At 73.0% G+C, this 23,542-nt stretch carries 16 protein-coding genes; 5 read left to right on the forward strand and 11 right to left on the reverse strand.

The window, feature by feature from the left end; all coding sequences use genetic code 11:
- Positions 1 to 5: 5 nt before the first annotated feature.
- Positions 6 to 1,886: an adenylyl-sulfate kinase gene (gene cysC, locus G407_RS0108250; RefSeq protein WP_052341106.1), complete on the forward strand. Its 1,881-nt coding sequence runs from the start codon at positions 6 to 8 to the stop codon at positions 1,884 to 1,886.
- A 126-nt stretch (positions 1,887 to 2,012) separates the two neighbouring features.
- A complete protein-coding gene (locus tag G407_RS0108255) occupies positions 2,013 to 2,507 on the forward strand; it encodes a DUF1622 domain-containing protein (protein ID WP_084327395.1) in 495 nt (164 codons plus the stop codon).
- A gap of 40 nt (positions 2,508 to 2,547) precedes the next feature.
- On the opposite strand, the gene G407_RS0108260 is transcribed toward G407_RS0108255, so the two are convergent.
- Together G407_RS0108260 and G407_RS0108265 are read right to left on the reverse strand one after the other, a co-directional pair.
- Positions 2,548 to 3,930 carry a pilus assembly protein TadG-related protein gene (locus G407_RS0108260; RefSeq protein ID WP_029030431.1) on the reverse strand — a complete coding sequence of 461 codons (1,383 nt, stop codon included), beginning with the start codon at positions 3,928 to 3,930 and terminating at the stop codon, positions 2,548 to 2,550.
- Positions 3,931 to 4,062: 132 nt separating this feature from the next.
- On the reverse strand, positions 4,063 to 4,743 hold the full coding sequence (locus G407_RS0108265; protein ID WP_029030432.1) for a pyridoxamine 5'-phosphate oxidase family protein: 681 nt from the start codon (positions 4,741 to 4,743) through the stop codon (positions 4,063 to 4,065).
- Positions 4,744 to 4,837: 94 nt separating this feature from the next.
- Here G407_RS0108265 and pdxR point away from each other — a divergent pair, with 94 nt between their 5' ends.
- Entirely contained in the window at positions 4,838 to 6,280 is a 1,443-nt protein-coding gene (gene pdxR, locus G407_RS0108270) for a MocR-like pyridoxine biosynthesis transcription factor PdxR (RefSeq protein ID WP_052341107.1), read from the forward strand.
- On the opposite strand, the gene G407_RS32040 is transcribed toward pdxR, so the two are convergent.
- The 6 genes from G407_RS32040 to G407_RS26520 form a co-directional block, all read right to left on the reverse strand.
- The gene (locus tag G407_RS32040) at positions 6,277 to 6,579 is read right to left on the reverse strand and encodes a response regulator (RefSeq protein ID WP_245259059.1); all 303 of its coding nucleotides are present in this window, start codon (positions 6,577 to 6,579) and stop codon (positions 6,277 to 6,279) included. The two genes, pdxR and G407_RS32040, sit on opposite strands and share 4 nt — an antisense overlap.
- The gene (locus tag G407_RS30295; RefSeq protein WP_052341109.1) at positions 6,510 to 9,530 is read right to left on the reverse strand and encodes an MASE1 domain-containing protein; all 3,021 of its coding nucleotides are present in this window, start codon (positions 9,528 to 9,530) and stop codon (positions 6,510 to 6,512) included. The genes G407_RS32040 and G407_RS30295 overlap by 70 nt, the downstream gene beginning before the upstream one ends.
- Before the next feature lie 94 nt (positions 9,531 to 9,624).
- Positions 9,625 to 10,797, reverse strand: a complete 1,173-nt coding sequence (locus tag G407_RS0108280) for a hypothetical protein (RefSeq protein ID WP_156917513.1) — start codon at positions 10,795 to 10,797, stop codon at positions 9,625 to 9,627.
- 79 nt (positions 10,798 to 10,876) lie between these two features.
- Entirely contained in the window at positions 10,877 to 12,457 is a 1,581-nt protein-coding gene (locus G407_RS0108285; RefSeq protein ID WP_029030435.1) for a BCCT family transporter, read from the reverse strand.
- Position 12,458: 1 nt separating this feature from the next.
- Positions 12,459 to 13,079 (reverse strand): hypothetical protein, encoded by a 621-nt coding sequence (locus G407_RS26515; RefSeq protein WP_052341110.1) that lies wholly within the window; start codon positions 13,077 to 13,079, stop codon positions 12,459 to 12,461.
- 128 nt (positions 13,080 to 13,207) lie between these two features.
- Positions 13,208 to 15,397 (reverse strand): VTT domain-containing protein, encoded by a 2,190-nt coding sequence (locus G407_RS26520; RefSeq protein WP_043539266.1) that lies wholly within the window; start codon positions 15,395 to 15,397, stop codon positions 13,208 to 13,210.
- A gap of 169 nt (positions 15,398 to 15,566) precedes the next feature.
- On the opposite strand from G407_RS26520, the gene G407_RS30300 reads away from it, so the two are divergent.
- Both G407_RS30300 and G407_RS0108305 read left to right on the forward strand, forming a co-directional pair.
- Positions 15,567 to 16,091 (forward strand): universal stress protein, encoded by a 525-nt coding sequence (locus G407_RS30300; RefSeq protein ID WP_029030436.1) that lies wholly within the window; start codon positions 15,567 to 15,569, stop codon positions 16,089 to 16,091.
- A 632-nt stretch (positions 16,092 to 16,723) separates the two neighbouring features.
- Complete coding sequence (locus tag G407_RS0108305; protein ID WP_029030437.1) at positions 16,724 to 19,009, forward strand: NADP-dependent malic enzyme; 2,286 nt, start codon at positions 16,724 to 16,726, stop codon at positions 19,007 to 19,009.
- 291 nt (positions 19,010 to 19,300) lie between these two features.
- Here G407_RS0108305 and hrpB read toward each other — a convergent pair whose 3' ends face one another.
- From hrpB to G407_RS0108320, 3 genes are all read right to left on the reverse strand, one after another.
- Positions 19,301 to 21,772 carry an ATP-dependent helicase HrpB gene (hrpB, locus tag G407_RS0108310; RefSeq protein WP_029030438.1) on the reverse strand — a complete coding sequence of 824 codons (2,472 nt, stop codon included), beginning with the start codon at positions 21,770 to 21,772 and terminating at the stop codon, positions 19,301 to 19,303.
- A 106-nt stretch (positions 21,773 to 21,878) separates the two neighbouring features.
- Positions 21,879 to 22,706: an OmpA/MotB family protein gene (locus tag G407_RS0108315; RefSeq protein ID WP_029030439.1), complete on the reverse strand. Its 828-nt coding sequence runs from the start codon at positions 22,704 to 22,706 to the stop codon at positions 21,879 to 21,881.
- A gap of 32 nt (positions 22,707 to 22,738) precedes the next feature.
- Positions 22,739 to 23,506: a motility protein A gene (locus tag G407_RS0108320; RefSeq protein ID WP_029030440.1), complete on the reverse strand. Its 768-nt coding sequence runs from the start codon at positions 23,504 to 23,506 to the stop codon at positions 22,739 to 22,741.
- Positions 23,507 to 23,542: the final 36 nt, after the last annotated feature.

Consider the following 23,542-nt stretch of genomic DNA (forward strand, 5'->3'; position numbering starts at 1 on the left):
CCGCCATGACGACATCTCTCAACCCGATGAAGATCGTGGTCGTCGGCCACGTCGATCACGGCAAGTCGACCCTGATCGGGCGCCTCCTGCACGACACCGGCAGCCTGCCGGACGGCAAGCTGGAGGAGCTCACCGCCCTGTCCGAGCGGCGCGGCATGCCGCTCGAATGGTCCTTCGTGCTCGACGCCTTCCAGGCGGAGCGCGACCAGGCGATCACCATCGACACGACGCAGATCAACTTCGCCTCCGGGCAGCGCCCCTACGTCATCATCGATGCGCCGGGCCACCGCGAATTCCTCAAGAACATGGTCTCCGGTGCGGCCTCGGCCGAGGCGGCCGTGCTCGTCGTCGACGTCGCCGAGGGCATGCGCGAGCAGTCGCGCCGCCACGCCTTCCTGCTCCACCTGCTGGGGCTCCGCCAGATCGTGGTCGTCGTCAACAAGATGGACCTCGTCGGGCACGACGAAGCGCGCTTTCGCACCGTCGAGGAGCAGGTGCGGGCCTATCTCGCCGACATCGGCCTCTCTCCCGACGCCATCGTGCCCGTTGCCGCGCGCGCGGGCGAGAACCTGGCCGCCCGGGCCGACGCGATGCCCTGGTACGACGGGCCGACCCTGGTCGAGGCGCTCGACGCGCTGTCCACCGCGGCGGCGCCGCTGGAGCGGCCGCTGCGCCTGCCGATCCAGGACGTCTACAAGTTCGACGAGCGGCGCATCCTCGTGGGCCGCGTCGAGGCCGGGTCGTTCCGCGTCGGCGACGAGCTCGTCTTCTCGCCCTCCAACCGCCGCGCGCGGGTGCGCACGATCGAGGCCTGGAACGCGCCCGTCGCCAAGCTCGAGGCGCGCGCGGGCGAGGTCGTCGGCGTCACCCTCGACGAGCAGATCTTCGCCGAGCGCGGCGACGTGGCGAGCCACGAGGCGAGCGCGCCCAAGCTCACCAACGTCTTCCGCGCCACGCTGTTCTGGCTCGCCGAGCGCCCGCTCGCGCCCGGCGACACGCTCAAGCTGAAGGTCGGCCCCGACGAGGCGAGCGTCACCGTCGAGGCGATCGAGAACGCCATCGACACCCAGACCCTCGGCCGCGCGCCGACGGACGCGGTGGGTCACAACGAGGTCGCCGAGGTGGTGCTGCGCACCCGCGAGATGCTCTCGCTGGACGACCACCGCGCCAACCCGGCGGGGGGCCGCTTCGTCCTCGTCGACGGTTTCGACACGGTGGCCGGCGGCGTCGTCTCGACGGAGGGCTATCCCGACCAGCGCGAGGCCATGCGGGTCAAGGGCACGAACCTCTACGAGGTCGACCACCTGCTCTCCGCCCAGGGCCGTGCCTTCCGCAACGGCCATCGCGGCGGCGTGATCTGGATGACGGGTCTCTCCGGCGCCGGCAAGTCGACGCTGGCCATGCGCGTCGAGCAGCGGCTCTTCGCCAAGGGCTACCAGGCCTTCGTGCTCGACGGCGACAACGTGCGCCGCGGCCTCAACGCCGACCTCGGCTTCTCGCCGGACGACCGCGCCGAGAACATCCGGCGCGTCGGCGAGGTCGCGGCCCTGTTCGCGGAGGCGGGGATGATCGTCGTCACGGCCTTCATCTCGCCCTACCGGTCCGACCGCGACCGGGCCCGGGCGGCGGCGGGCGACGCCTTCCACGAGGTCCACGTCGCCGCCGACCTCGCCACCTGCGAGGGGCGCGACCCGAAGGGCCTCTACAGGCGCGCCCGCGCGGGTGAGATCGGAGACTTCACCGGCGTCTCCGCGCCCTACGAGCCGCCGCAGGCGCCCGAGCTCGTGGTCGACACCTCGCGGCAGTCGATCGAGGCCTGCGTCGACGCCATCGTCGCCTACGTCGACGAGCCGCTGGCGGTGCGCGCCCGCGCGGTCGGCGCCTGACGCCGCCCGCGGCAACGGGAACGCGGCTACGGGAACGCGGAACGGGACCGGGCGCGCCCGTATTGGACGACTGGCGCGTCCGTGTCCTACTACTCCCCGCGGGCGCTGTGCCGAACGGGGGAGCGAATGAGACGAAGCGCGATCGGGAGCCTCGCCGTCGCCGGCATCGCCGCGACGGCCGTCGCCGTCGGGACGGCGCGGGCGCGGCCGGGGGAGGCGGATACCCGCACGGGAGAACCGATCGCGGCGCTGACCGATACGATCCTGCACTGGATCACCCGAGCCCTCGAGTTCGGCGGCATCGCCGTGATCGTGCTCGGCGTCATCGTCGCGACCGGCGCCTACCTGCTCAAGAAGCTCTCGGGCGAGCGGGGGGGCGATCCCTACGACGAGTACCGCGCGAGCCTCGGTCGCTCGATCCTGCTCGGCCTCGAGTTCCTCGTCGCCGCCGATATCATCAACACCGTCGCCATCGAGCCGACGCTCGACAGCGTCGTCGTGCTCGGCGGCATCGTGCTGATCCGCACGTTCCTCTCCTTCGCGCTCGAGGTCGAGATCGAAGGCCGCTGGCCATGGCAGAACCACCGCGCCCGTGCCGGCAAGCAGGGGGACAGCGGGTAGGGCACGGGGCGGCGCCGTCGCGCGATGGCGCCCTCTGCCGTCAATCGACGATCCGGACCTCGCCTGCGGTCGGACCGATGCCGAACGGCACCGGCACGTTCGTCGCGTCGTAGTCGGCGTTGATGACGAGCCGTGACCTGCCGGTCATGTCCAGCCGTCGCATGACGATCGCGGTGAACTCCGACAGGTCGGCGATCGTGCGGTCGGTGTCGATTTCCAGGACGCCCCGAGAGACGTAGATGGTCCCGACGAGCCGGCGCGCCTCGTTGCTCTCGATCCGGAAGATGCGATCCGCGTCGGCCGCGCGGTCCTCGAAGAGGAGCAGCCCCGCGAGCGGCCCGTCGGCCGGTGCCGTCAGCTCGACGAACGAGTTCGGCATGATGTGGAGGGCGAAGGTCTCGCCGTCGGGGCCTGCCGCGATGTCGCCGGTGAAGTAGAAGCCGACGCCGTTCCCGAGGAGCCGCCCCTTCCAGCGCGCCTCCGCCAGATCCTCGTCGTCGTCGTCATCGTCGTCATCGTCGTCGTCATCGTCATCGTCCTCGTCGTCGTCGTCGCCCCTGCGCGGCCGGCGCGCCTCCTCCCACCCGGGGCCGATGATCAACGGGCCGTCCTTGATCACGTAGACGCCGGGGGAGAGCGTGACGTCGGCGCCCTTGTCGATGATCAGCCCGCCGCAATAGGTGCCGGGCTGCAGCGTGCGCCGGACATCGACGAGGTGCAGGTTCGTGTGGAGGCAGGGGCCGACCGCCGGGGCGGTGCGATTGCGCAGCGGATCGTCTGCGGGCGGGCAATCGACATGCGCGCTCGGATCGAAGTTGCGCGAGGCCACCTGCCTCACGCCGCCGGCGGAGCATGTGCGCAGGGCGCGCACGAGCGAGGCGTCCTGCGCCCGGATCGCCGACGGAGACGTCGAGTTCGCGTGGATCGCGCAGTCCCGGGCTTCCAGCGTCGCGGTCCCGTCGAGGGCGATCGACGCGTCGCTCGCGCCGTCGACGCTGAGCACGCACAGCATGAACGTCCCGCTGCGCATGGCGGTCGCGGAGACCTCCAGGCTCCCGCCCGTCGGCAGGACGAGGCCGCCGAAAAAGCTCGGCCGCACGGCCCGGTCGAGCACGACGCGCACGCCGGCGCTCTCGCCGACGATCGCGCTGTCCGTGCCGAGCCCCCCGTCGCGGGCGAGCGGGCTCCGCGCCACGATGCTCGAGACGAGCGCGTCGATCTGCGCCTCGTCGGCGCCGATCTGCAGCTCGATCGCCGCGGTCATGGCCGCACTGTCCGCGAGCGCCTGCATGCGCGAACGATCCAGGGACCAGGACGTGTAGTCGACGGCCACGCCCGCCACGCCGAAGAGGACCGGCGCCGCGATGGCGATCGCGACGGCCAGCGTACCGCGCCGATCGCGCAGGAAGGCTCGTACCGCCATTGAGCACTTATCCTATGTTAAAATCTTGAGTTGGCTCTGGCGGCATCCTTCCATTCGAGAGTTGAAGAGACGGTAAAGCGATTTCGATCCGCCGGGGGCATGCGGGCGATCGGCTCGGGCGCGTCCGCCAGGCTAGGAAACCGTGTCTATCCGGCCCGTCGCGAACCGCGCCCGTGCCGCCGCGAGCGAGGGCGGCTCGGGCGTTCCCCCCGGCGTGGAGGCGTCCGGCTCGCCCGCACCGAAGCGGGTGACGATCGGCAGGACGCCCGCCCAGCCGCCGGCGGCGCGATCCGAGTCCGGGTCGTTCGGCGGGCCGGTGCGGACCTTGAGCGTGACGTGCTCGGTGTCCAGGGCCACGACGCCGGTCGCCTTGCGCTCCTGGCCGGTCATCGGGCGGACCTCGCGGGTGCGTCCGGGCAGGAGATGATCCGTGATCAGGTCGAGCGCGCGGTCGAGCTCCGCGCCGTCGACCGCGCGGCCCCGCCCGTGGACGATGCAGGTCGCGTAGTTGACCGAATGCGCGAAGCCCGAGCGCGCGACGACGAGCCCGTCGAGACGCGTCGCCTCCAGGCAGAGCGGCGCGCCCGCGGCCAGGGTGACGATCCGCGTCTTCGAGGCACCGTGCAGGTAGAGCGTGTCGCCCGCACGCGCGAACGCCATCGGCACCACCATCGGCCGCCCCTCGTGGATGAAGCCGACATGGCCGAACAGGCTCTCGTCGAGCAGCGCGTAGGCGGCGGCGCGGTCGTCGACCGCCCGCTTGGCGACGCGGATCCGGGCGTAGGACGGGGGGCGGGTCGCTGTCGTGTGCATGGCGCGCGTGTCTCCTCGTGACAGGCGTGCATCTTCGCGCGATACTGGTTCTCTGGAAGCTCCAGAACGGCGTGATTTCATGGAACCAGCGGGCTTGCGCAGCCTCGTCGAGGCGATGGCGCCGGACGGCGGCACGATCGTCGCGCGCCTGTTCCGGGCCCTGCGCGAGGGCGTCCGCTCGGGGCATCTCGAGCCCGGCGTCGTGCTGCCGTCGAGCCGCCGGGCCGCGGCGGCCCTCGGGATCTCGCGCAACTCCGTCAACGCCGCCTACGAGCTGCTGCGGGCGGAGGGTCTCGTCGCGGTGGATCGCCGCCGCGCCCCCGTCGTCACGCGCGTGGAGCGCCTCGTGGATCCGGCGGGAGCGGCGGGGGAGGGGCCGGCGCTCTCGGCGCGCGGCCGGACCCAGTGCGGCGACCTGCGCACCCGTCTCTACGCCGATGCGTCGGGTCGCTTTCGCCCGGGTGCGCCCGACGAGCCGCTTTTCCCGCGCGACCTCTGGGCGCGCGCGCTGCGCCGCGCCGCCCGCACGGCGCTCGGCCCGATGCGCGCCTACGACGACTATGCGGGTGCGCCGGCCCTGCGCCGCGCGCTCGCCGATCACCTGCGCCGCGAGCGCGGGCTCGTGGTGGCGCCCGACGACGTCGTCGTGACCGCGAGCTCGCAGGCCGCGCTGTCGCTTCTCGCCGCGTGCCTCTGCGACCCGGGGGAGACCGTGCTGATCGAGGAGCCGGGCTATCTCGGCGCCCGCGCCGCCTTCGAGACCGCCGCTTTGCGGGTCGCCCCGCTCCCGGTCGACGAGGCGGGCGCCGACATCGAGGCCGCGACCGGCCGCACGGGGGCGCGGCTCGCCTACGTCACGCCCTCGAACCAGTACCCGTTGTGCACACGCATGAGCCTGCCGCGTCGTGCGGCGCTGATCGCCTGGGCGCGAGCCGCGCGGGCGGTGGTCGTCGAGGACGACTACGACGGCGAATTCCACTGGCGCGGCCCGGAGGCCGGCGCCATGCAGCCGCTGGCGCCGGACGCCGTCGTCTACCTGGGCTCGGCGGCGAAGAGCCTGCTGCCGGCCCTGCGTATCGGCTGGATGGTCGCGCCGCGCCCGCTCGCCTCCGCCCTCGCGCGCGCGGTGCGCAATGCGGGCTGCGCCGCCAACGTCCACGCCCAGCTCGCGCTGGCAGAGCTGATCGAGAGCGGCGCCTGGAAGCTCCATCTGCGCCGCGTGACGCGCACCTACGAGACCCGCGCGCGCCTGCTCGTGGAGGCGATCCGCGCGGCGGCGGGCGATCGCGTGGAGGTGGCGCTGCCGCCGGGTGGGCTCCAGCTCTCGGTGCGCATGGAGAGCCTCGCAGACGAGGCCGCGGCCGTCGCGGGGCTCGGCGCCGCCGGCTACGCCGTCGCGCGCCTCTCGGGCTTCAGCGCGGGGGAGGCGCCGGTGGCCGGGCTGCTGGTGAGCTTCGCCGAGGCCGACGGCCCGCGCGCAACGGCCTTCGCCGCCGCGCTGGGGCGGTCGCTCGGGCCGCGCGAGGGACGCGGCTAGGCAGCGCCCGGCGGCGGCGCCTCCTGCTCGGTGCCGCGCGCCACCCGCGAGAGCACCCGCATCAGCTCGTCCTGCCCGAACGGCTTGGCGAGCCGCGCGTCGACCGTTGCCTCCGCGCCCTCCGGCAGCTCGGCGTAGCCGGTGGCGAGGACGAGGGGCAGGCGCGGACGGCGGGCGCGGACGGCCTGGGCGAGCTGGAGGCCCGTCATCCCGGGCATCGCCTGGTCGGTCAGGACGACGTCGATCGGTGTGCCCGCGTCGAGGATGGCGAGGGCGTCGGCGCCCGAGCCCGCCTCGATCGGCTCCCGGGCGGGGCCCCCGGCCCCCGGGGCCCCGCACCCCGCGCCCCGCCGCCGCCCGGGGGCGCCCGCCCGGGGATATCCGATGCGTGGCCCGCCGCGTCGACGATGTCCGCGATCGGCAGCAGGATCTCCGCCGTCGTGCCGGCGCCGGGATCGCTCGTCAGGGTCAGCCGCCCGTTCGACTGCTCGGCGAGACCGTAGACCATGGCGAGGCCGAGCCCGGTGCCCTTGCCCACGCCCTTCGTCGTGAAGAAGGGCTCGACGGCGCGCGCGAGCGTCGCCTCGTCCATGCCCGCCCCGGTGTCGGAGATGCGCACGCGCACGAAGCGCCCCTGCGGCGGCTCGGCCTCGGCCGCACGCGACACCGCGTCGACGGCGATCGTCAGCACGCCGCCGTCGGGCATGGCGTCGCGCGCGTTCACGGCGAGGTTCACGAGCGCGAGCTCGAGCTGGTTCGGGTCCACGAGCGCCGGCGGCGTGCCCTCCGAGAAGCGTGTCTCGATGCGGATCTGCGGGCCGATCGACCGACGCAGCAGGTCGGTCATGCCCACGACGAGGTCGGGCACCTCCACCGCCGAGGGCGCCAGCGTCTGGCGACGCGCGAAGGCGAGCATGCGCTGGGTGAGCGAGACGCCGCGCTCGGCGCCCTTGATCGCGTTGGCGATCAGGCGCTCGGCCCGGGCGTCGTTCTCCACGCGCTTGCGCAGCACGGTGAGGGAGGACAGCACCGCCATCAGGAGATTGTTGAAATCGTGGGCGATGCCACCGGTGAGCTGGCCGAGGCTCTCCATCTTCTGGAGCTGGACGAGCTTGGCCGCGCCCTCCGCGACACGCGCCTCGAGGTCGGCATTGAGCCGCTCGAGCGCCGCGCGGGCCTCGCGGCGCTCGGTGGTGTCGTAGTTCACGCCGATCATGCGCACCGGCCGCCCCTCGGCGTCGCGCACCACCTCGCCGCGCCCGGCCATCCAGCGCACGTCCCCGTCGCGACGGCGGATCCGGAACTCGACGTCGAGCGGCGCGGAGCCCGCGAGCGCCGCCTCGACCGCGGCGGACACGCCGGCGCGATCGTCGGGGTGGACCTGCGCCAGGAAGGCGTCGTGGCCGGGAGAGCGGCTGCCCGGCGGGAGGCCGAGCAGGGTCTCCATCGGCCCTGTCCAGGTGACGTCGCCGGTCGCGATGCTCCATTCCCAGGTGGCGATGCCGCCCGCCTCCTGCGCGAGCCGCAGGCGCTCCTCGCTCGCGAGCAGCGCCTCCTCGGCCCGCTTCCGTTCCGAGACGTCCTCGTAGGTCGAGACGGCGAGCACGATCTCGCCCTTGGCGTCGCGGATCGGTGCGGCGGAGACCTCGAGGTCGGTGAGGCTGCCGTCGCCGCGGCGGTAGACCATCGGCTCGCGGTCGACGATCTCTCCCGTGAGCATGGCGCGGGCGATCGGGTAGTCGCGCGGGGCGTAGCGGCGCCCGTCGGCGTGCAGCCCGCCATAGGCGGCGTAGCCGCCGTAGTCGTCGGACGGGATCAGCCCGTGCCCGAGTATCTCCTCGCCCTTGGTGTTGTGGAAGAGGAGCCGCCCGGAGGGCGCCTGGGCGACGGAGACGCCCGTGGACATCTGCTCGAGCACCGCGCGCAGGCGCGCCTCGTTCTCCGCGAGCGTCGCGGCCGCGCTGCGCTCGGTCGTGACGTCGCGGAAGAAGATGGTCAGCCCCTCCGCCGAGGGATAGGCGTTCGCCTCGAACCAGGTGCCGAGCGGCTCGTAGAAGGCGTCGACGCGGCAGGGCTCGCCGGTCTCCACCGCCCGCATGTAGGCGTCGAAGAAGTCCGTCCCGTGCGCGCCGGGAAAGACGTCCCAGATCCGCCTGCCCACGAGAGACCGACCGCCGCCGATCTGCGCCGTGGCGCGCTTGTTCAGGTAGGTGAAGCGCCAGGTTCGGTCCAGCACCATGACGCTGTCGGTGGTGCTCTCGAGCACGTTCGACAGCCGGGCCTGCGAGCGGCGCAGCGCCTCGGCGCCGCGGCGCTCGTCGGCGACCGCCGCGAGCACCAGGGTGACGAGGGCGGTGGCGGCGGAGAAGTGCTGGGCGAGGACGACGCGGTCCTGCACCGTGTCCGCCAGGAGGTCGAACGGTCCGCGCCCGAAGGTCGCGCCGATCGTCGCCGCGCCCGCCACCGCCACGAGGGCGAGGCTCGCACCGCGGACCTGGAAGGCCAGCGCCGCCCAGATGAGCGGCGGATAGATCAGCCAGGTGCCGAGCTCGCGGTTCGCCACGTTGAGGAAGACGTGAACCGCGAGCGCCGTGGTGACGGCGAGCACGGCCGCGAGGTGGACGACCGACCCGATCGAGACCCGCGGGGCCCGGCGATCCGGCTGCGGCTCGCTTCGGAGATCGCTCCGAGGTTCGCTGCGAGGTTCGCTGCGTGTTTCGCTTCGCGCCCCGCTCCAGGCGAGGATCGGCGGTGCGAGCGTCACCGCGCCCACGAAGGCGCCGAACCACCAGAACGCCGCGGTGGCGAGCGCGAAGTCCGGGCCGAGCCCCATCGAGAGCCACAGCGCGCCCGTGCCGAAGACCGCCGAGATCAGGGCGCCGACTCCCGCCGCGAGCGCGACCGCGAGGATGTCGCGCATCGCCGCGAGCCGCCGGTCGAGGCCGAACCAGGCGAGGAGCGCCCAGGCGGGGAGCGCCGCGGACGCGGCGTTGCCCAGCGCGATCACGAGCTCGGTCGTGAGCGGATGCGTGCTGCCAACCGTCAGCCCCGCGGCGAGCCGCGCGATCACGATCGCGGGCCACAGGCGCACGCCGCCCAGGACGAGTCCCGCGAGCCCGACGCCCGCAGCGGGCCAGACCGGTGATCCGGCCCCGCCGATCGCAGCCCATTGCAGGCCGATCACCGCCGCGGCGTAGTAGGCGAGGCCGAGGATGGCGGCCGCCGCCAGGGTCTTTGCGTCCGATACCACCGATGAGTCCGTTCCGCGCTCTCGCGCCGTTTCGCGCCTCTCCGCGCCGCGCGACCCTACCGCGTCGCACGGCTGCGCACGAGCCGACCCGCTTTCAGCCGCCGATGTATCCCCGCTCGCGGAGGTGCCGCTCGAGCACGTCCGGGAACGCGGCCGGCCGCTCCGCGCCGGCCGGGCAGGTCCCGTCCGCCGTCGCGGGCGCCTCGCAGATCGTCAGCGGCCAGTCGCTCGATCGATCGAAGGACGCCAGCACCCGCGCACGCGCCTCCTCCCAACGTCCGAGCCGCGCCATGGATGCGGCCCACGCCGCGAGAAACCCGTTCTCGCGCCACAGCGCCGGCTCGTCCCGCACCGCCTCGTCCATCCAGGCGAGGTCGTCCTCGAAGGCCCGGCGGAAGCGCGGGTCGTCGGACAGGTCGACGATCTTCTTGCCCGCGTAGCGCTCGATCACGATGGGTGCGAAGGAGGCCGCGTACGACGCGTAGGCATAGAGGAAGGACTGGTCGATGCCGACCAGCTCGTAGACTCCGTCGCCGTCGAGGTCGCGCACGCCGTACCCGGTGTCGCCGTCGAGCGTCGCCCCGGGGATCACGAGCCAGCGCGCGCCGAGCCGCCCGGCGATGCGCGTCACCGCGCAGCAATGCGCGCCGCCGGTGAAGGCGCTCGTCACGATCTGCCGCTCCCCGGGTGCCTCCGGGTCGAGCGGCGCGATCGTCAGCCGCGCCCCCGCGGAGAAGGAGGCCGCGTCCTCGAAGGCGATCGAGAAGGCGACCCGGCGGCCCTCGTAGGCGTCGATCGTCGGGTAGGCGAGGTCGGTGTCGTCGCGCGCGGCGTCGAGCAGGAACGTCAGCCCGTCCGCCTCGAAGGCGAGCGGCGCGTCGCCGTCGAAGCGCAGGCGCTCGAGGCGCGGCGCGTCCGCCGTCCAGTACGGCTCGGCGAAGCGCGTCCCGTCGGAGACGAACAGGTCGTCCGGCAGCCCGGGCTCGGCCCGCAGCCGCGCCTGCAGCGCGCCGGGATCGCTCGCCGGGACCGGACCCGCGACGACCGCGTTCCAGCCGTTCGACGAGGTGACGACGTGCGTCGCCTCGAAGCGCTCGCGATAGGCGCGCGCGAGGGCGATCGCTTCGGCGGGGTCCTGCCGGCTCGCCAGCACGATCCAGCGCTCGTCCCCCGACAGCCCGCTCTGCGCCGAAGCGGGCCCGATCGCCCCCGGCACGAGGCACGCCGCCACCGCGAGGGCGAGCGGCGCGCGAAGTCTCGACTGCATTCCCATGCGCGCAGAGTGGCCCGCGCGCGCGGCGTCGGCAAGCCGCATCGCCGCACGAAGCGGCGGGAGCGCCTGCGGATCACGGAGCGTAGGGCAGGCGCTCCGGCGGCGGGCCGCTCGCCCGCGCCACGATGGCGCTCTCCTCGGCGAGCCCGCGGATCAGCCCCCAGCACATGAACAGCATGATCACCGAGAAGGGCAGCGCCGCGATGATCGAGGCGGCCTGCAGCGCCCCGAGCCCGCCGGAGACGAGCAGCACCGCCGCGACGAATCCCTCGCCCAGCCCCCACACGACCCGGTGCGGCGTCGGCGGGTCCATGTCGCCCACCGACAGCAGGGTGGTGATCACGAGCGTGCCGGAATCCGACGAGGTGATGAAGTAGGTCGCGATGAGCAGCGTCGCGACCACGGTGAAGACCTGGCCGAAGAGGCCGGCGTCCATCGCCTCCAGGGTGCGGTAGAGCGCGAGCGTCGTGTCCGCGTTCACCGCGCCCACAATGTCCGCCCCCTGCCACAGCTCGAGATGCAGCGCCGTGCCGCCGAACACCGTGAGCCAGATCATCGCCAGGATCGTCGGCACGAGCAGCACGCCGAGCACGAACTCGCGCACCGTGCGCCCGCGCGAGATCCGCGCGATGAACATGCCCACGAACGGCGCCCAGGCGATCCACCATCCCCAATAGAACGCCGTCCAGCTCGCCTGCCAGCCGCTGGTGCCGGCGGCGTCCGCGCCGGCGTTCGTCCAGAAGGACAGCGGCACGACGTTGATCAGGTAGTCGCCCATGCCCTGGACGAAGAGGTTGAGCAGGTAGCGCGTCGGCCCGAAGGCCAGGAAGAAGACGAGGATCGCCAGCGAGAGCCAGAGGTTCAGCTCGGAGAGGATGCGCACGCCCTTGCCCACGCCCGACACGACCGAGATCGTCGCGATGCACGAGATCACCGCGATCAGCCCGATCTGCCAGCCGACGCCGATGGGCATGCCGGTGAGCACATTCAGCCCCGTGTTCATCTGCACGACGCCGAAGCCGAGCGAGGTGGCGATGCCGAAGATCGTGCCGAAAACCGCGAGCACGTCGACGGCGTGGCCCCAGAAGCCGTAGATCCGGTCCCCGATCAGGGGGTAGAGCACCGAGCGGATCGAGAGCGGCAGCTTGCGCCGGTAGCTGAAGAACGCCAGCGAGAGGCCGACGACGACGTAGATCGCCCACGGGTGCAGGCCCCAGTGGAAATAGGTGAGCCGCATCGCGAGCGCCGCGGCGGCGTTCGTGCCCGCCGCCTGCGGGTCGAGGAAGGGGTTGTCCTGGAAGTGGAAGATCGGCTCCGCGATCGACCAGAACACGAGCCCGATGCCCATGCCGGCTCCGAACAGCATCGAGAACCAGGCGAAGTACGAGAATTCCGGGTCCTGGTCGTCGTCGCCGAGCTTGAGCGACCCGAACCGGCTGAACAGCAGGTAGATCGAGAAGAACAGGAACGCGGAGACGACGAGGATGTAGTACCACTTGAAGCCGGCGATGATGCCGTCGCGGGCGCTCTCGAACCAGCCGGCCGACTGCTCCGGCGCGAAGGCACCGAGCACGAGGAAGGTGAAGGTGACAACGAGCGCGATCGTCGTCATAGTCGGGTTGAGGCCCTTGAAGACTCCCTTTTCGGCACGCACGTCAGCGCTCCTCTCGTCCAACGTTCATGACGTCGTGCTCGGGGCCGACGACGGGGTAGTACTCCTCGCCCACGTGCGCACCCGATCCGCCCACGGCGCGGTAGGCCATGCGCCCGCGCACGACCTGGCGGTGGTCGATCAGCGAGACCGAGGGGCGGTTGTTCACGGCGGCGCGCTGGCCGAGGAAGACGGCGATGGGCACGCCGATATTGGCCGTGCCGGCGGTGAGCCAGAGCCGGTTCCAGTCGAACTGCCCGCCGATGAACTCGACCTGCCGCAGCGATCCGTCGAAGCCGGCGACGAAGTAGTCGCGCGCCTGGCGGTTGGGGAACAGGTGGACGGTGATGTAGGCGAGCTCGAGCTCGGTCACGAGCTGGGCCAGGCCGAAGCGGCCCGTCTCCTCGGCGGAGACGTGCGTCTCGGTGCTGGGGTCGATCTTGACCGAGAGGTCCGCCGGGTCGGGATCGAAGGTGGGCAGGTAGCGCACGAAGGCGGAGGTGTCGGGCATGAAGTAGCGCGCCCGCACCACCTCCAGCCGCGCCACCACGTCCTCGACGGCGAGAGCGCGGACCTCCTCCTCGCCGAGCCGCGGGGCTCGCGCGGGGTGCGTCGTATCGGCCATGATCTCCTCTTTCGGGCTCGTGCGCCGGCCTGCGCCGGCGTCGGTACGCGCGGCGTCAACGGAGCCCGAGGGGCGCTGGTTTCACGGTCCGGCCACGAAGATGCCCGGGAAATGCCCGACCCGCCGCGTCAGGCGCTCCGCGCGGCCCGGCGCTTGCGCTTGATGCGGTAGACCAGCACCTGCATTCCCACCGACAGCGCGAGCCACGCGAGGACCGCGATCCCGAGCAGGGCCAGCGCCCACGGGTCCGGCGAGGCCAGCACCTCGGCCAGCCGGGTACCGAGCAGGGTGAGCATCACGAGCCCCGGCGCCATGCCGACGAGCGTTCCCGCGAGGTAGTCGGCGATGCCGATCCGGCTCGCGCCGACGACGAGGTTCACCACGCTGAAGGGGGCGACAGGCAGCATCCTCAGCGCCGCCACCGCGATGATGCCGCTGTCGGCGAGCGCCTTCGACACGGCACGGGTGCGCCGGCCCATGCGCCGCTCGAGCGCCCCGCGCCCCACGGCGCGGCCGATGGCGTACATCAGCGCGGCGCTGAGCATCACGCCCGTCGTCGCCACCGCGATCGCCGTCACCGGCGCGAACATCATGCCCGTGACGGTGATCAGCACCGTCACGGGAAAGACGACGAGCCCGCCCACCACGAAGGCGAGGACGACGAGGAGCGGCGCGAACGGTCCCGCGCCGAGCGCCTCGAGCCGCGCCACCAGCGCGGCCGGGTCGGTGAGGTCGGCGGCGGGGGAGAAGCGCCAGAGCGCGACGACGGCGGCGACCGCGAGCGCGGCGAGGACGAGCTTCAGCGTGCGCAGGAGTGAGCGCTGCGCCGGCTGGCCCGCGAACATCTCCGCCCCGAAGGCGGGCGTGGCGATCGGGGTCTCCGGGTCGGCGATCTCGCCGATGCGCCGGGCGAGCTCGCCGCCCTCGGCGGGGGCGAGGGCGATCGGCGCGAGGTGCCGGCCCTCCTGCGGCAGCGTATCGAGCGCGGCGAGGAGCGAGCCCTCCCGCGCGATCGCCGCGCCGACCCGTTCGGGCGCGACGCCGGCATGCTCGGCGACGAGCCCGTCGCGGATGCGCGCGATCGCGGCGCGCTCCTCGTCCGTGTGCGCCTCGATCGCGAGATCGCACTCGCTGTCGAGCCCCATCGAGCGGTTGTTCAGGTTGGCCGAGCCGATGCGCAGCAGCCGGTCGTCGACGAACATGAGCTTGGCGTGGACCATGACGCCCTCGCCGGTCGGGTCGTCCGGCAGGGCGGGGTGGACGAGCCGGGCCCGGTCCGACAGGCCGGCCTCCCGGAGGAGCGTCACGAAGCGCCGGCGCCCGGCGTTCATCGCGTGCTCCTCGAGCCAGCTCTGGTGCACGTTGGGCCCGACCAGGAGCACCTCGAGGCCGGGCACCTCGCGCATCCGGGCGATCAGCGCCCGTGCGATGCGCTCGCGGGTGAGGAACTGGTTCTCGATGTAGATCGTGCGCTCGGCGGCGGCGACGGAGGCCTCGTAGAGCGCCTCCACCTCTCGGATCGCGGGCGCGCTGGCGAAGGCGGGGCGTGTGCGGGCGATGCCGACGCCCACGTCGCGGAAGTCGGGAACGATCTCGGCCGGCCAGAGGTCCGGGGCCTTCTCCGCGACGCGCCCGCGCAGCACCGAGCCCTTCCCCCGGCGCAGCTTCGGCGCCGCGGCGTAGCCGCCCTCGGCCTGCCGCCAGCGCGCCTCGGCGAGCGCCGAAAGGGCGGCCGCCGCCTCGCCGTCGACCATCATCTGCGCATCGTGGAAGGGCCGGTAGGGCGCGCCGTCCGGGTCGCGCCGACGCGGGTCGTCGAGGGCGTGCGCGCGGGTGTCCCAGCGCCGGATGGCGAGGTCGAGCCCGCCGCAGAAGGCGAGCGCGCCGTCGACGACGACGATCTTCTGGTGATGGCTCGCGCCGATCGGCAGCACGTCGTCGAGCCGCGCACGGATGCGCCGCGGCATCGACCAGTCGAGCTTCACCTCCGGCAGCAGCTCGCGCTCGAGGCCGTAGAGCAGCGCGTAGTCCCAGAGAAGGAGATCGACCCGCAGCCGCGGGCGCCGCGCCACGAGCGCCCGCAGGAACGGCCCCAGCTCGCGGGGAAGCCCGTCGGCGGGATCGTATTCGTCGCCGACGAGGGGCGTGCGGCTGTCGATGTCCCAGCCCACGACGAGGATGCGCGTGCGCGCCGCGCGCATCGCCGCGCGCATGGCGCCGAAGGTCGCGGCCGCGTCGATCAGCGCGGCCGCACGCGGCGCCTGCGCGACCGTCCACACCGTCTCCCCCGGCCTCAGGATGCCCCTGGTCTCGCTCAAAGCCGTGCTCCTCGTCGTCCTTCCTAACGCAGGAGAGGGGACCTGTGCATCCGTAGGGCCCTTGCGCATCCGCGCGTGCCGCCTTCCGGTGTTTACGGGATTGCACACGGGCGCGCGGCACGGCAACGTCTGCGCGCCGCACCGGCCCCGCGAGGAGAGGACCCCCGTCATGATCTCGACCATCGTCGTCGCCGTGGACGGCTCGGAGCACCAGGACACGGTCCTGTCCCTCGCCGCCGAGATCGCGGAAGCCCGCGGCGCGCGGCTCGTGCTGGCGCATGCGCTGCTGCGCGGGGTGCCGTACGGGGAGCTCTACACGGTCGCCGAGCGGCTCGGCTTCCTCGACCGTGTGAAGGCCGAGCTCGACGAGGCCTCCGCGACACCGGTCATGCCCGCGGCCGCCATGGGCGGGGCGATTCCCGTGATCATGGTCTCGCCGGACACGCTCCGGCACGTCGCCGACGAGGTGATCGCCGCCGCGCGCCGCACGCTCGAGGGGCGCAGCGTCACCGTCGACGCGCGCATCGCCGACGCCCCGCCGGTCGAGGCGATCGTCCAGGTCGCGCAGGAGGAAGCCGCCGACCTGCTCGTCATCGGCAGCCGCGGTCTCGGCCGTCTGAAGGGCCTCATTCTCGGCAGCGTCTCGCAGAAGGTCGTCCACGACGCGCCCTGTGCCGTGCTCGTGGTGAAGTGAGCCGTCGGCCGGAGAGCCCCGCGGTGCGGAACGCGAGCCTGTCCCTCGCCTTCCGCCCTGCTGTCGGGCGCTGATGAAAGCGAGAGGGAAGCGGAAACGCCGCCTCGCACTCCCTTCCGCCTCTCCTCCGGTCGGGTGACGGTCGCGTCAGCCTGGACGCCGACGACATCCGCCGACCCGCATCCTCCCCGGAGGGGAGGAGTCCGCGCGAAGTGCGGGCGGTGGGGCCGTTCACATGACCTGTCGAGCCGGCCGCCGCCCGCCCCACCCTCCGGCCTTCGGCCGTCGTCCTCCCCTGCGGGGAGGGCGCGGCTGCCATCGACGCCGGCGAAATCCGCTGATCCGCGTCCTCGCTCGTCATCCCGGATTGCGAAGCAAGTCCGGGATCCAGATCCACAGGTCTTCGCAGGGCGGCGCGCGAGCGCCGCGGCGGGGGAGGCCTCCGCCGAGGTCCGCGGACGCGCGCGCTCCCGCGCACGCTGAGCAGAACGGCGGTGGTTCTCGGTCCCGGGCGCGCTTCGCAATCCGGCATGCCAGCCCCGGGAACTCTGTCCTTCCCGCCCTTGCCCCCCACTGGCCCCCCGCGTAAGGTCCCGCTCCGCCTCGGACCGAACAGAGAAGCCGCCATCGCCATGTCGACCCCGCCGCCCCGCCGCCCGCGTCCCACCTTCACCGACCAGGAGGCGCTCGCGTTCCACAGCCAGGGGCGGCCCGGCAAGCTCGAGGTGGTCCCGACGAAGCCCATGGCGACGCAGCGCGACCTGTCGCTCGCCTACTCGCCGGGCGTGGCCGTGCCGGTGAAGGCGATCCACGAGGATCCCTCGCGCGCCTTCGACCTCACGGCGCGGGGCAACATGGTGGCGGTGATCTCGAACGGGACCGCCATCCTCGGGCTCGGCAATCTCGGGGCGCTCGCCTCGAAGCCGGTGATGGAGGGCAAGGCGGTGCTGTTCAAGCGCTTCGCCGACGTCGATTCCATCGACCTCGAGGTCGACACGGAGGACGCGGACGCGTTCGTCAACAGCGTGCGCTACCTCGGGCCGTCCTTCGGCGGCATCAACCTCGAGGACATCAAGGCGCCGGAGTGCTTCATCATCGAGGAGCGCCTGCGCGAATTGATGGACATCCCGGTCTTCCACGACGACCAGCACGGCACCGCCATCATCGCGGCGGCGGGGCTGATCAACGCGCTGCACCTCACCGGGCGCGACATCAAGGAGACGCGCCTCGTCGTCAACGGCGCGGGGGCGGCCGGCATCGCCTGCGTCGAGCTTCTGAAGGCCATGGGCTTTTCGCCGAACAACGTGGTCCTGTGCGATACCAAGGGCGTGATCTACCGCGGCCGCGAGAGCGGCATGAACCAGTGGAAGTCCGCCCACGCGGCGGCCACCGACGCGCGCTCCCTGGCGGATGCGCTCGACGGCGCCGATGCGGTGTTCGGCCTGTCGGTGAAGGGCGCCTTCACGCCCGAGATGATCGCCTCCATGGCGCCCCAGCCGATCATCTTCGCCATGGCGAACCCGGACCCCGAGATCACCCCGGAGGAGGTCGCCGCCATCCGCGACGATGCCATCGTCGCCACCGGCCGGTCGGACTACCCGAACCAGGTCAACAACGTGCTGGGCTTCCCCTACATCTTCCGCGGGGCGCTCGACGTGCAGGCGACGACGATCAACATGGAGATGAAGATCGCCGCCGCCGAGTCGCTCGCGGCGTTGGCGCGCGAGGACGTGCCCGACGAGGTCGCCGCCGCCTACCAGGGCTCGCGCCCGCGCTTCGGGCGGGAGTACATCATCCCCGTGCCGTTCGACCCGCGGCTGATCTCCACCGTGCCGCCGGCGGTGGCGCAGGCGGCGATGGACACCGGCGTCGCCCGCCGCCCCATCGTCGACAAGCGCGCCTACCGCGGCCAGCTCTCGGCCCGGCGCGATCCTGTCGCCGGCACGCTGAACCGCATCTTCGAGCGGGTGCGCAAGTTCCCCAAGCGCGTCGTCTTCGCCGAGGGCGAGGAGGAGCAGGTCATCCGCGCGGCGCTCTCCTTCGCCAACCAAGGGCTCGGCACCGCGATCCTGGTCGGGCGCGAGGACCGCATCTACGAGACCGCGACCTTCGCCGGCATCGAGCTCGAGGGGCGCGACAACATCCAGATCATGAACGCGCGCCTGTCGAAGCGGAACACGGCCTACGCGCAGTTCCTCTACGACCGGCTGCAGCGCAAGGGCTTCCTGTTCCGCGACTGCCAGCGCCTGATCAACCAGGACCGCAACCATTTCGGCGCCGCCATGGTGGCGCTCGGCGACGCGGACGCGCTCGTCACCGGCGTGACCCGCAACTACTCCACGGCGATGGAGGAGATCCGCCGCGTCATCGACCCCAAGCCCGGCCACCGGGTCATCGGCGTCTCGCTGTGCCTGGCGCGCGGCCGCGCCGTGCTGGTGGCGGACACGGCGATTCACGAGATGCCGTCCGCCGACGAGCTCGCCGAGATCGCGGTCGAGGCCGCTGGCGTCGCGCGCAGGCTCGGCTACGAGCCGCGGGTGGCGCTGCTCTCCTTCTCCACCTTCGGCCAGCCCCGCGCCGAGCGCGCGGAGCGCGTGCAGGAGGCGGTGGAACTGCTCGAGAGGAAGCGCGTCGACTTCGAGTTCGACGGCGAGATGGGCGCCGACGTGGCGCTCAACGCCAACCAGCTCGCCGCGTACCCGTTCTCGCGCCTCAAGGCCCCGGCCAACGTGCTGGTGATGCCCGCCTTCCACTCCGCCGCCATCTCGACGAAGATGCTGCAGGAGCTCGGCGGCACGACGGTGCTCGGCCCGCTGATCGTGGGCCTCGACAAGCCGGTGCAGATCGTCACGCTCGGCTCGACGGACGCCGACATCGTCAACATGGCGGCGCTCGCGGCGTTCAACATCGGCGGCTGAGGCAGCGTCGATCCAGCCGGTCTCCCCGCGCAAGGCCTTCTCCTTCCCTGTAGGGGAAGGTGGATCGCCGCGCAGCGGCGAGACGGATGGGGCGCGCGGGACGCGCGTTCGGCGAAGCCGAAAGGGACACGCCCGATCGGACACGGTGGCTTCCGCTTCGCGGAACGCGTCGCTTCGCGCCGCGCCCCATCCGTCACCGGCTTCGCCGGCGCCTCCTTCCCCGACAGGGATGGAGGACGTTCGCATCGGCCTTCGGCGATGTGCGCGTTCGACTGCAGCGTTGAGATCCGCTCACGTCCCGCGCGGCTTCGCGCGGGTGGTCGGGGCGGCGGCCGCGGGGTCCTCGGGCCAGACGTGCCGGGGATAGCGCCCGCGCATCTCGGCGCGCACCTCGGCCCAGGAGCCGCGCCAGAAGCCGGGGAGGTCCTTCGTCACCTGGATCGGGCGATGCGCCGGCGAGAGCAGCTCGAGCACGAGCGGCCGGCGCCCGCCGGCCAGCGCCGGGTGCGTGGCGAGCCCGTAGAGCTCCTGCACGCGGATGGCGATCGCGGGCTCCGCGCGGTCGTAGTCCACCGCCACCGACGTGCCGGTCGGCGCGCGCCAATGCGTCGGCGCTTCCGCGTCCAGCCGCCGCTGGAGGTCCCAGGGGAGCAGCGTCCGCAACCCTTCCAGCACATCGGCGCCCTCGACCTGCGCGAGCGCCGTGCGGCCCGCGAGCATCGGCGCGAGCCAAGCCTCGATCGTCTCCGCGAGGGCCTCGTCCGACACGTCCGGCCAGGGGGCGCCCTCCGCGGCACGCAGGAAGGCGATGCGCCGGCGCAGCTGGGTCGCGGCCTTCGACCAGGGCAGCATGTCGATGCCGAGCTTCGCGATGCCGCGCGCGAGCACGACGGGCGTCTGCGGGTCGTCGGCGAGCGGGATCGGGCGCTCGGACAGGACCACGGACCCGATCCGCCGCACGGCGCGCCCGCGCACCGCCTTCGCCTTCGCGTCGAAGGCGATCTCGTCGCGCGACACGATGCGGTCGGGGAAGAGCGCCTCGATCTCCTCCGGCGCGAGCGCCGCCGCGGCGAGCACCCGCGCCGCGCCGGCGGACCCGGCGATCTCGGCGATGGCGAGGAACGGCTCGCGGGCGAGCGCGAGATGGGGCTCCAGCGCCGCGCCGCGCCCGTTGGCGAGGACGACATCGCCGGGCTTGCCCCGCGCACGGGCGATGCGGTCCGGATAGGCGAGCGCGACGAGCGCGCCGACCGAGAGCCCCTCCGGCGCGCCGGGCGCGAGCCCCTCCGTCGCCTGCGCCGCCCAGCCGCGGGCGAGGCGGCGCATGTCCTGCGCACGCCCGCCGCGCTCGCGGGCGACGCGATCGAGCCGATGGGCGAGATCGACGTCCTCGCCGCCCAGGCCGCGCTCCACCAGGAGCGCCGCGATCTCCGCCGACCGCGCCGCCTCACCGCGCTCGGCGGCGCGCAGCACCATCGCAGCGAGGCGCGGCGGCAGCGGCAGCGCGCGCACCCGCGCGCCGAGCGGGGTGATCCGGCCGTCCGCGTCGAGCGCGCCGATCTCGCCGAGGAGCGCGCGCGCCTCCGCCAGCGCCGGGCGCGGGGGCGCATCGAGGAAGGGGAGCGTCCCGGGGTCGGTGACGCCCCAGGCCGCGCAGTCGAGGACGAGGGAGGCGAGATCGGCGGCGAGGATCTCGGGCGTCGAGAACGGCTGGAGCGCCCCCGTCGCCGCCTCCTCCCAGAGCCGCCAGCAGACGCCCGGCCCGGTGCGGCCCGCGCGGCCGCGGCGCTGGTCGGCGGAGGCGCGCGAGACCCGCACCGTCGCGAGCCGTGTCAGCCCCACCGCCGGCTCGTAGACCGGCACGCGGGAGAGGCCGGAATCGATCACGACCCGCACGCCCTCGATGGTGAGCGAGGTCTCCGCGATGGAGGTCGCGAGCACGACCTTGCGCCGCCCGGGGGCGGCGGGCGAGACGGCGTGGTCCTGCTCCGCCCGGTCGAGCGCCCCGTACAGCGGGGCGATCTCCACCGCGGGATCGCGCACGCGCTCCTCCAGGAGCCGCGCCGTGCGGCGGATCTCGGCCTGGCCTGGCAGGAAGACGAGGAGCGAGCCCGTCTCCTCGGCGAGCGCGCGCATCACCACGGCGCCGACCGCCTCCTCGATCCGCGCGCGCGGATCGCGCCCGACATGGCGGGTCTCGACGGGAAAGGCGCGCCCCTCCGACTCGACGACAGGCGCGCCCTCGAGCAGCGCGGCGACCCGCGCACCGTCGAGCGTCGCGGACATGACCAGGAGCCGCAGGTCCTCGCGCAGGGCGCCCTGCGCGTCGAGCGCCAGCGCGAGGCCGAGGTCGGCGTCGAGGGAGCGCTCGTGGTACTCGTCGAACAGCACCGCGGCGATGCCGTCGAGCGTCGGGTCGTCGAGGATCATGCGGGTGAACACGCCCTCGGTGACCACCTCGATCCGGGTCTTCGCCGAGACCTGCGTGCCGAGCCGCACGCGCAGGCCCACGGTCTCGCCGACGCGCTCGCCGAGCGTGCGCGCCATGCGCTCGGCGGCGGCGCGGGCGGCGAGTCGGCGGGGCTCGAGCAGGACGAGCTTGCCGCCGCGCGCCCACGGCTCGTCGAGCAGCGCGAGCGGCACGCGCGTCGTCTTGCCCGCACCCGGCGGTGCGACGAGGACCGCACGCGGACCCGCCCGCAGGGCGGCCGCGAGATCGGCGAGGACGGCGTCGATGGGCAGGGGCGTGTCGAAGGCGCGCATGGGCCGGGTGTGGCGCGCGCGCCCTCGCTTGACAAGCGGGGAGCCGTGCCGAGCCCGTTCCTTCCGGTGCGGAGGCGGAGCGGGCCCGCCTCGCCGAACCCCGCGCTCAGGGGCGGAAGCTCGGAGGGATCGGCGGGTCCTCGGCCAGCAGCGTCACGGTCACGCGGCGATTGGGGGCAATGTAGGGGTTGTCGGGGAAGGCCGGCTCGGTGTCGGACTTGCCGGCGACGGTGGCGAAGCGCTCCTCGGGCATGCCGGCACCGGCGAGGATCTCGCGCACCGCCAGCGCGCGCCCGGCGGTGAGGCTCCAGCCGTCGACCTGCGCGGTGTCGCCCGGCCGCAGCGCCGCCGTGTGCCCCCGGATGGCGAGGCGGTTGGGCAGGCGCCGGATCACCGGCGTGATCGCCTCGAGCACGAGGCGCGTGCGCTCGTAGGGGTAGACCGAGCCCTCCGGGAACATCGAGCGCCCGTCCTGGTCGACGAGCGAGACGTCGAGCCCCTCCTCGGTCTGCTGGATGACGAGGTTGCGCGAGAGCTCCGCGATCTCGGGCATGTCCTGCAGCGCCTGGCGCAGCGACGCTGCCGCTGTGCCGAAGCCGCGGTCGAACGTCACCGAGAACAAGCCGCGCTCCTGGTTGTCGAGCTCGTTGGGCACTGTGTGGTCGGAGGCTTCCTCGGGCTTCACCTGCCGCACGTTCTGGAGCGCGGTGAGCGTGGGCAGGCCGTCCTGCTCGATGATACCGGAGAACCGCGATTCCGGGTTCACGCCGAAGGCCTCGCGCACGGAGCCCGCGACGATCTGCATCTTGCGCTGATCCTGCGTCGAGTAGGCGACCAGGATCACGAAGAAGCTCATCAGCAGCGCCATCAGGTCGGCGAAGGTGACGAACCACATCGGCGCGCCGGCGGGCGGATCCTGCTTCCTGCGCGGCATCGTGGTCTCCTGCGTGGCGTGCGGCGCCGGGCTCAGGCCTCGGCGAGGTCGGCGCGGTGATGCTCGGGCAGGTAGGCCGTGAGCATCTCGCGCACGATCGTCGGCGAGCGCTGGTCGCGGACCTGCAGTACCCCGTCGATGATCATCGAGCGCAGGAGGTCCTCGTTGGTCAGCCGCAGCGTGAGCTTGTCGGCGATCGGCAGCGCGATCAGGTTCGCCACGAGCGAGCCGTAGAGCGTGCCGAGCAGCGACACGGCCATGGCGGGACCGAGCTTGGACGGGTCCTCCATGTTGGCGAACATCATGATCATGCCGACCACGGTCGAGATCATGCCCCAGGCCGGCGCGCAGTCGCCGATGCCGCGCCAGACCTTCGATCCGTCGTCGAGGCGCTGGACGAAGTTGTCGCGGTCCTTCTCGAGCGCGTCCTTGATGAAGTCGCGGTCGTAGCCGTCGGCGATGTAGCGCAGGCCCTGGGCGAGCGTTGGGTTGGCCACCTGCACGTTCTCGAGGCCCATCGGGCCGGACTTGCGGACGACGTCGGCGACCTGGGTGATCTCGTCGAGCAGGCTGCGCGGCGTCTCCTTGAGCATGCTCAGGCCGTAGCGGATGCCCATGGGCAGGCCGCTCATCATCGTCGGGAAGGTGAAGCGCACCATCGTCGAGGCGAACGACCCGCCGATGACGCACACGAGCGCCACGGTATCGTAGTAGGAGGCGAGGCTGCCGCCGCCCACGAGAATCATCCCGACGACGGTCGCGACGCCGGCGACGAGGCCCAGTGCGGTGGCGAAATCCATGTGGCGTGCTCCGGCGCGGGGCTGCGTTCCCCGGGT

This window comes from Salinarimonas rosea DSM 21201, from assembly GCF_000429045.1.
Lineage (GTDB): Bacteria > Pseudomonadota > Alphaproteobacteria > Rhizobiales > Beijerinckiaceae > Salinarimonas > Salinarimonas rosea.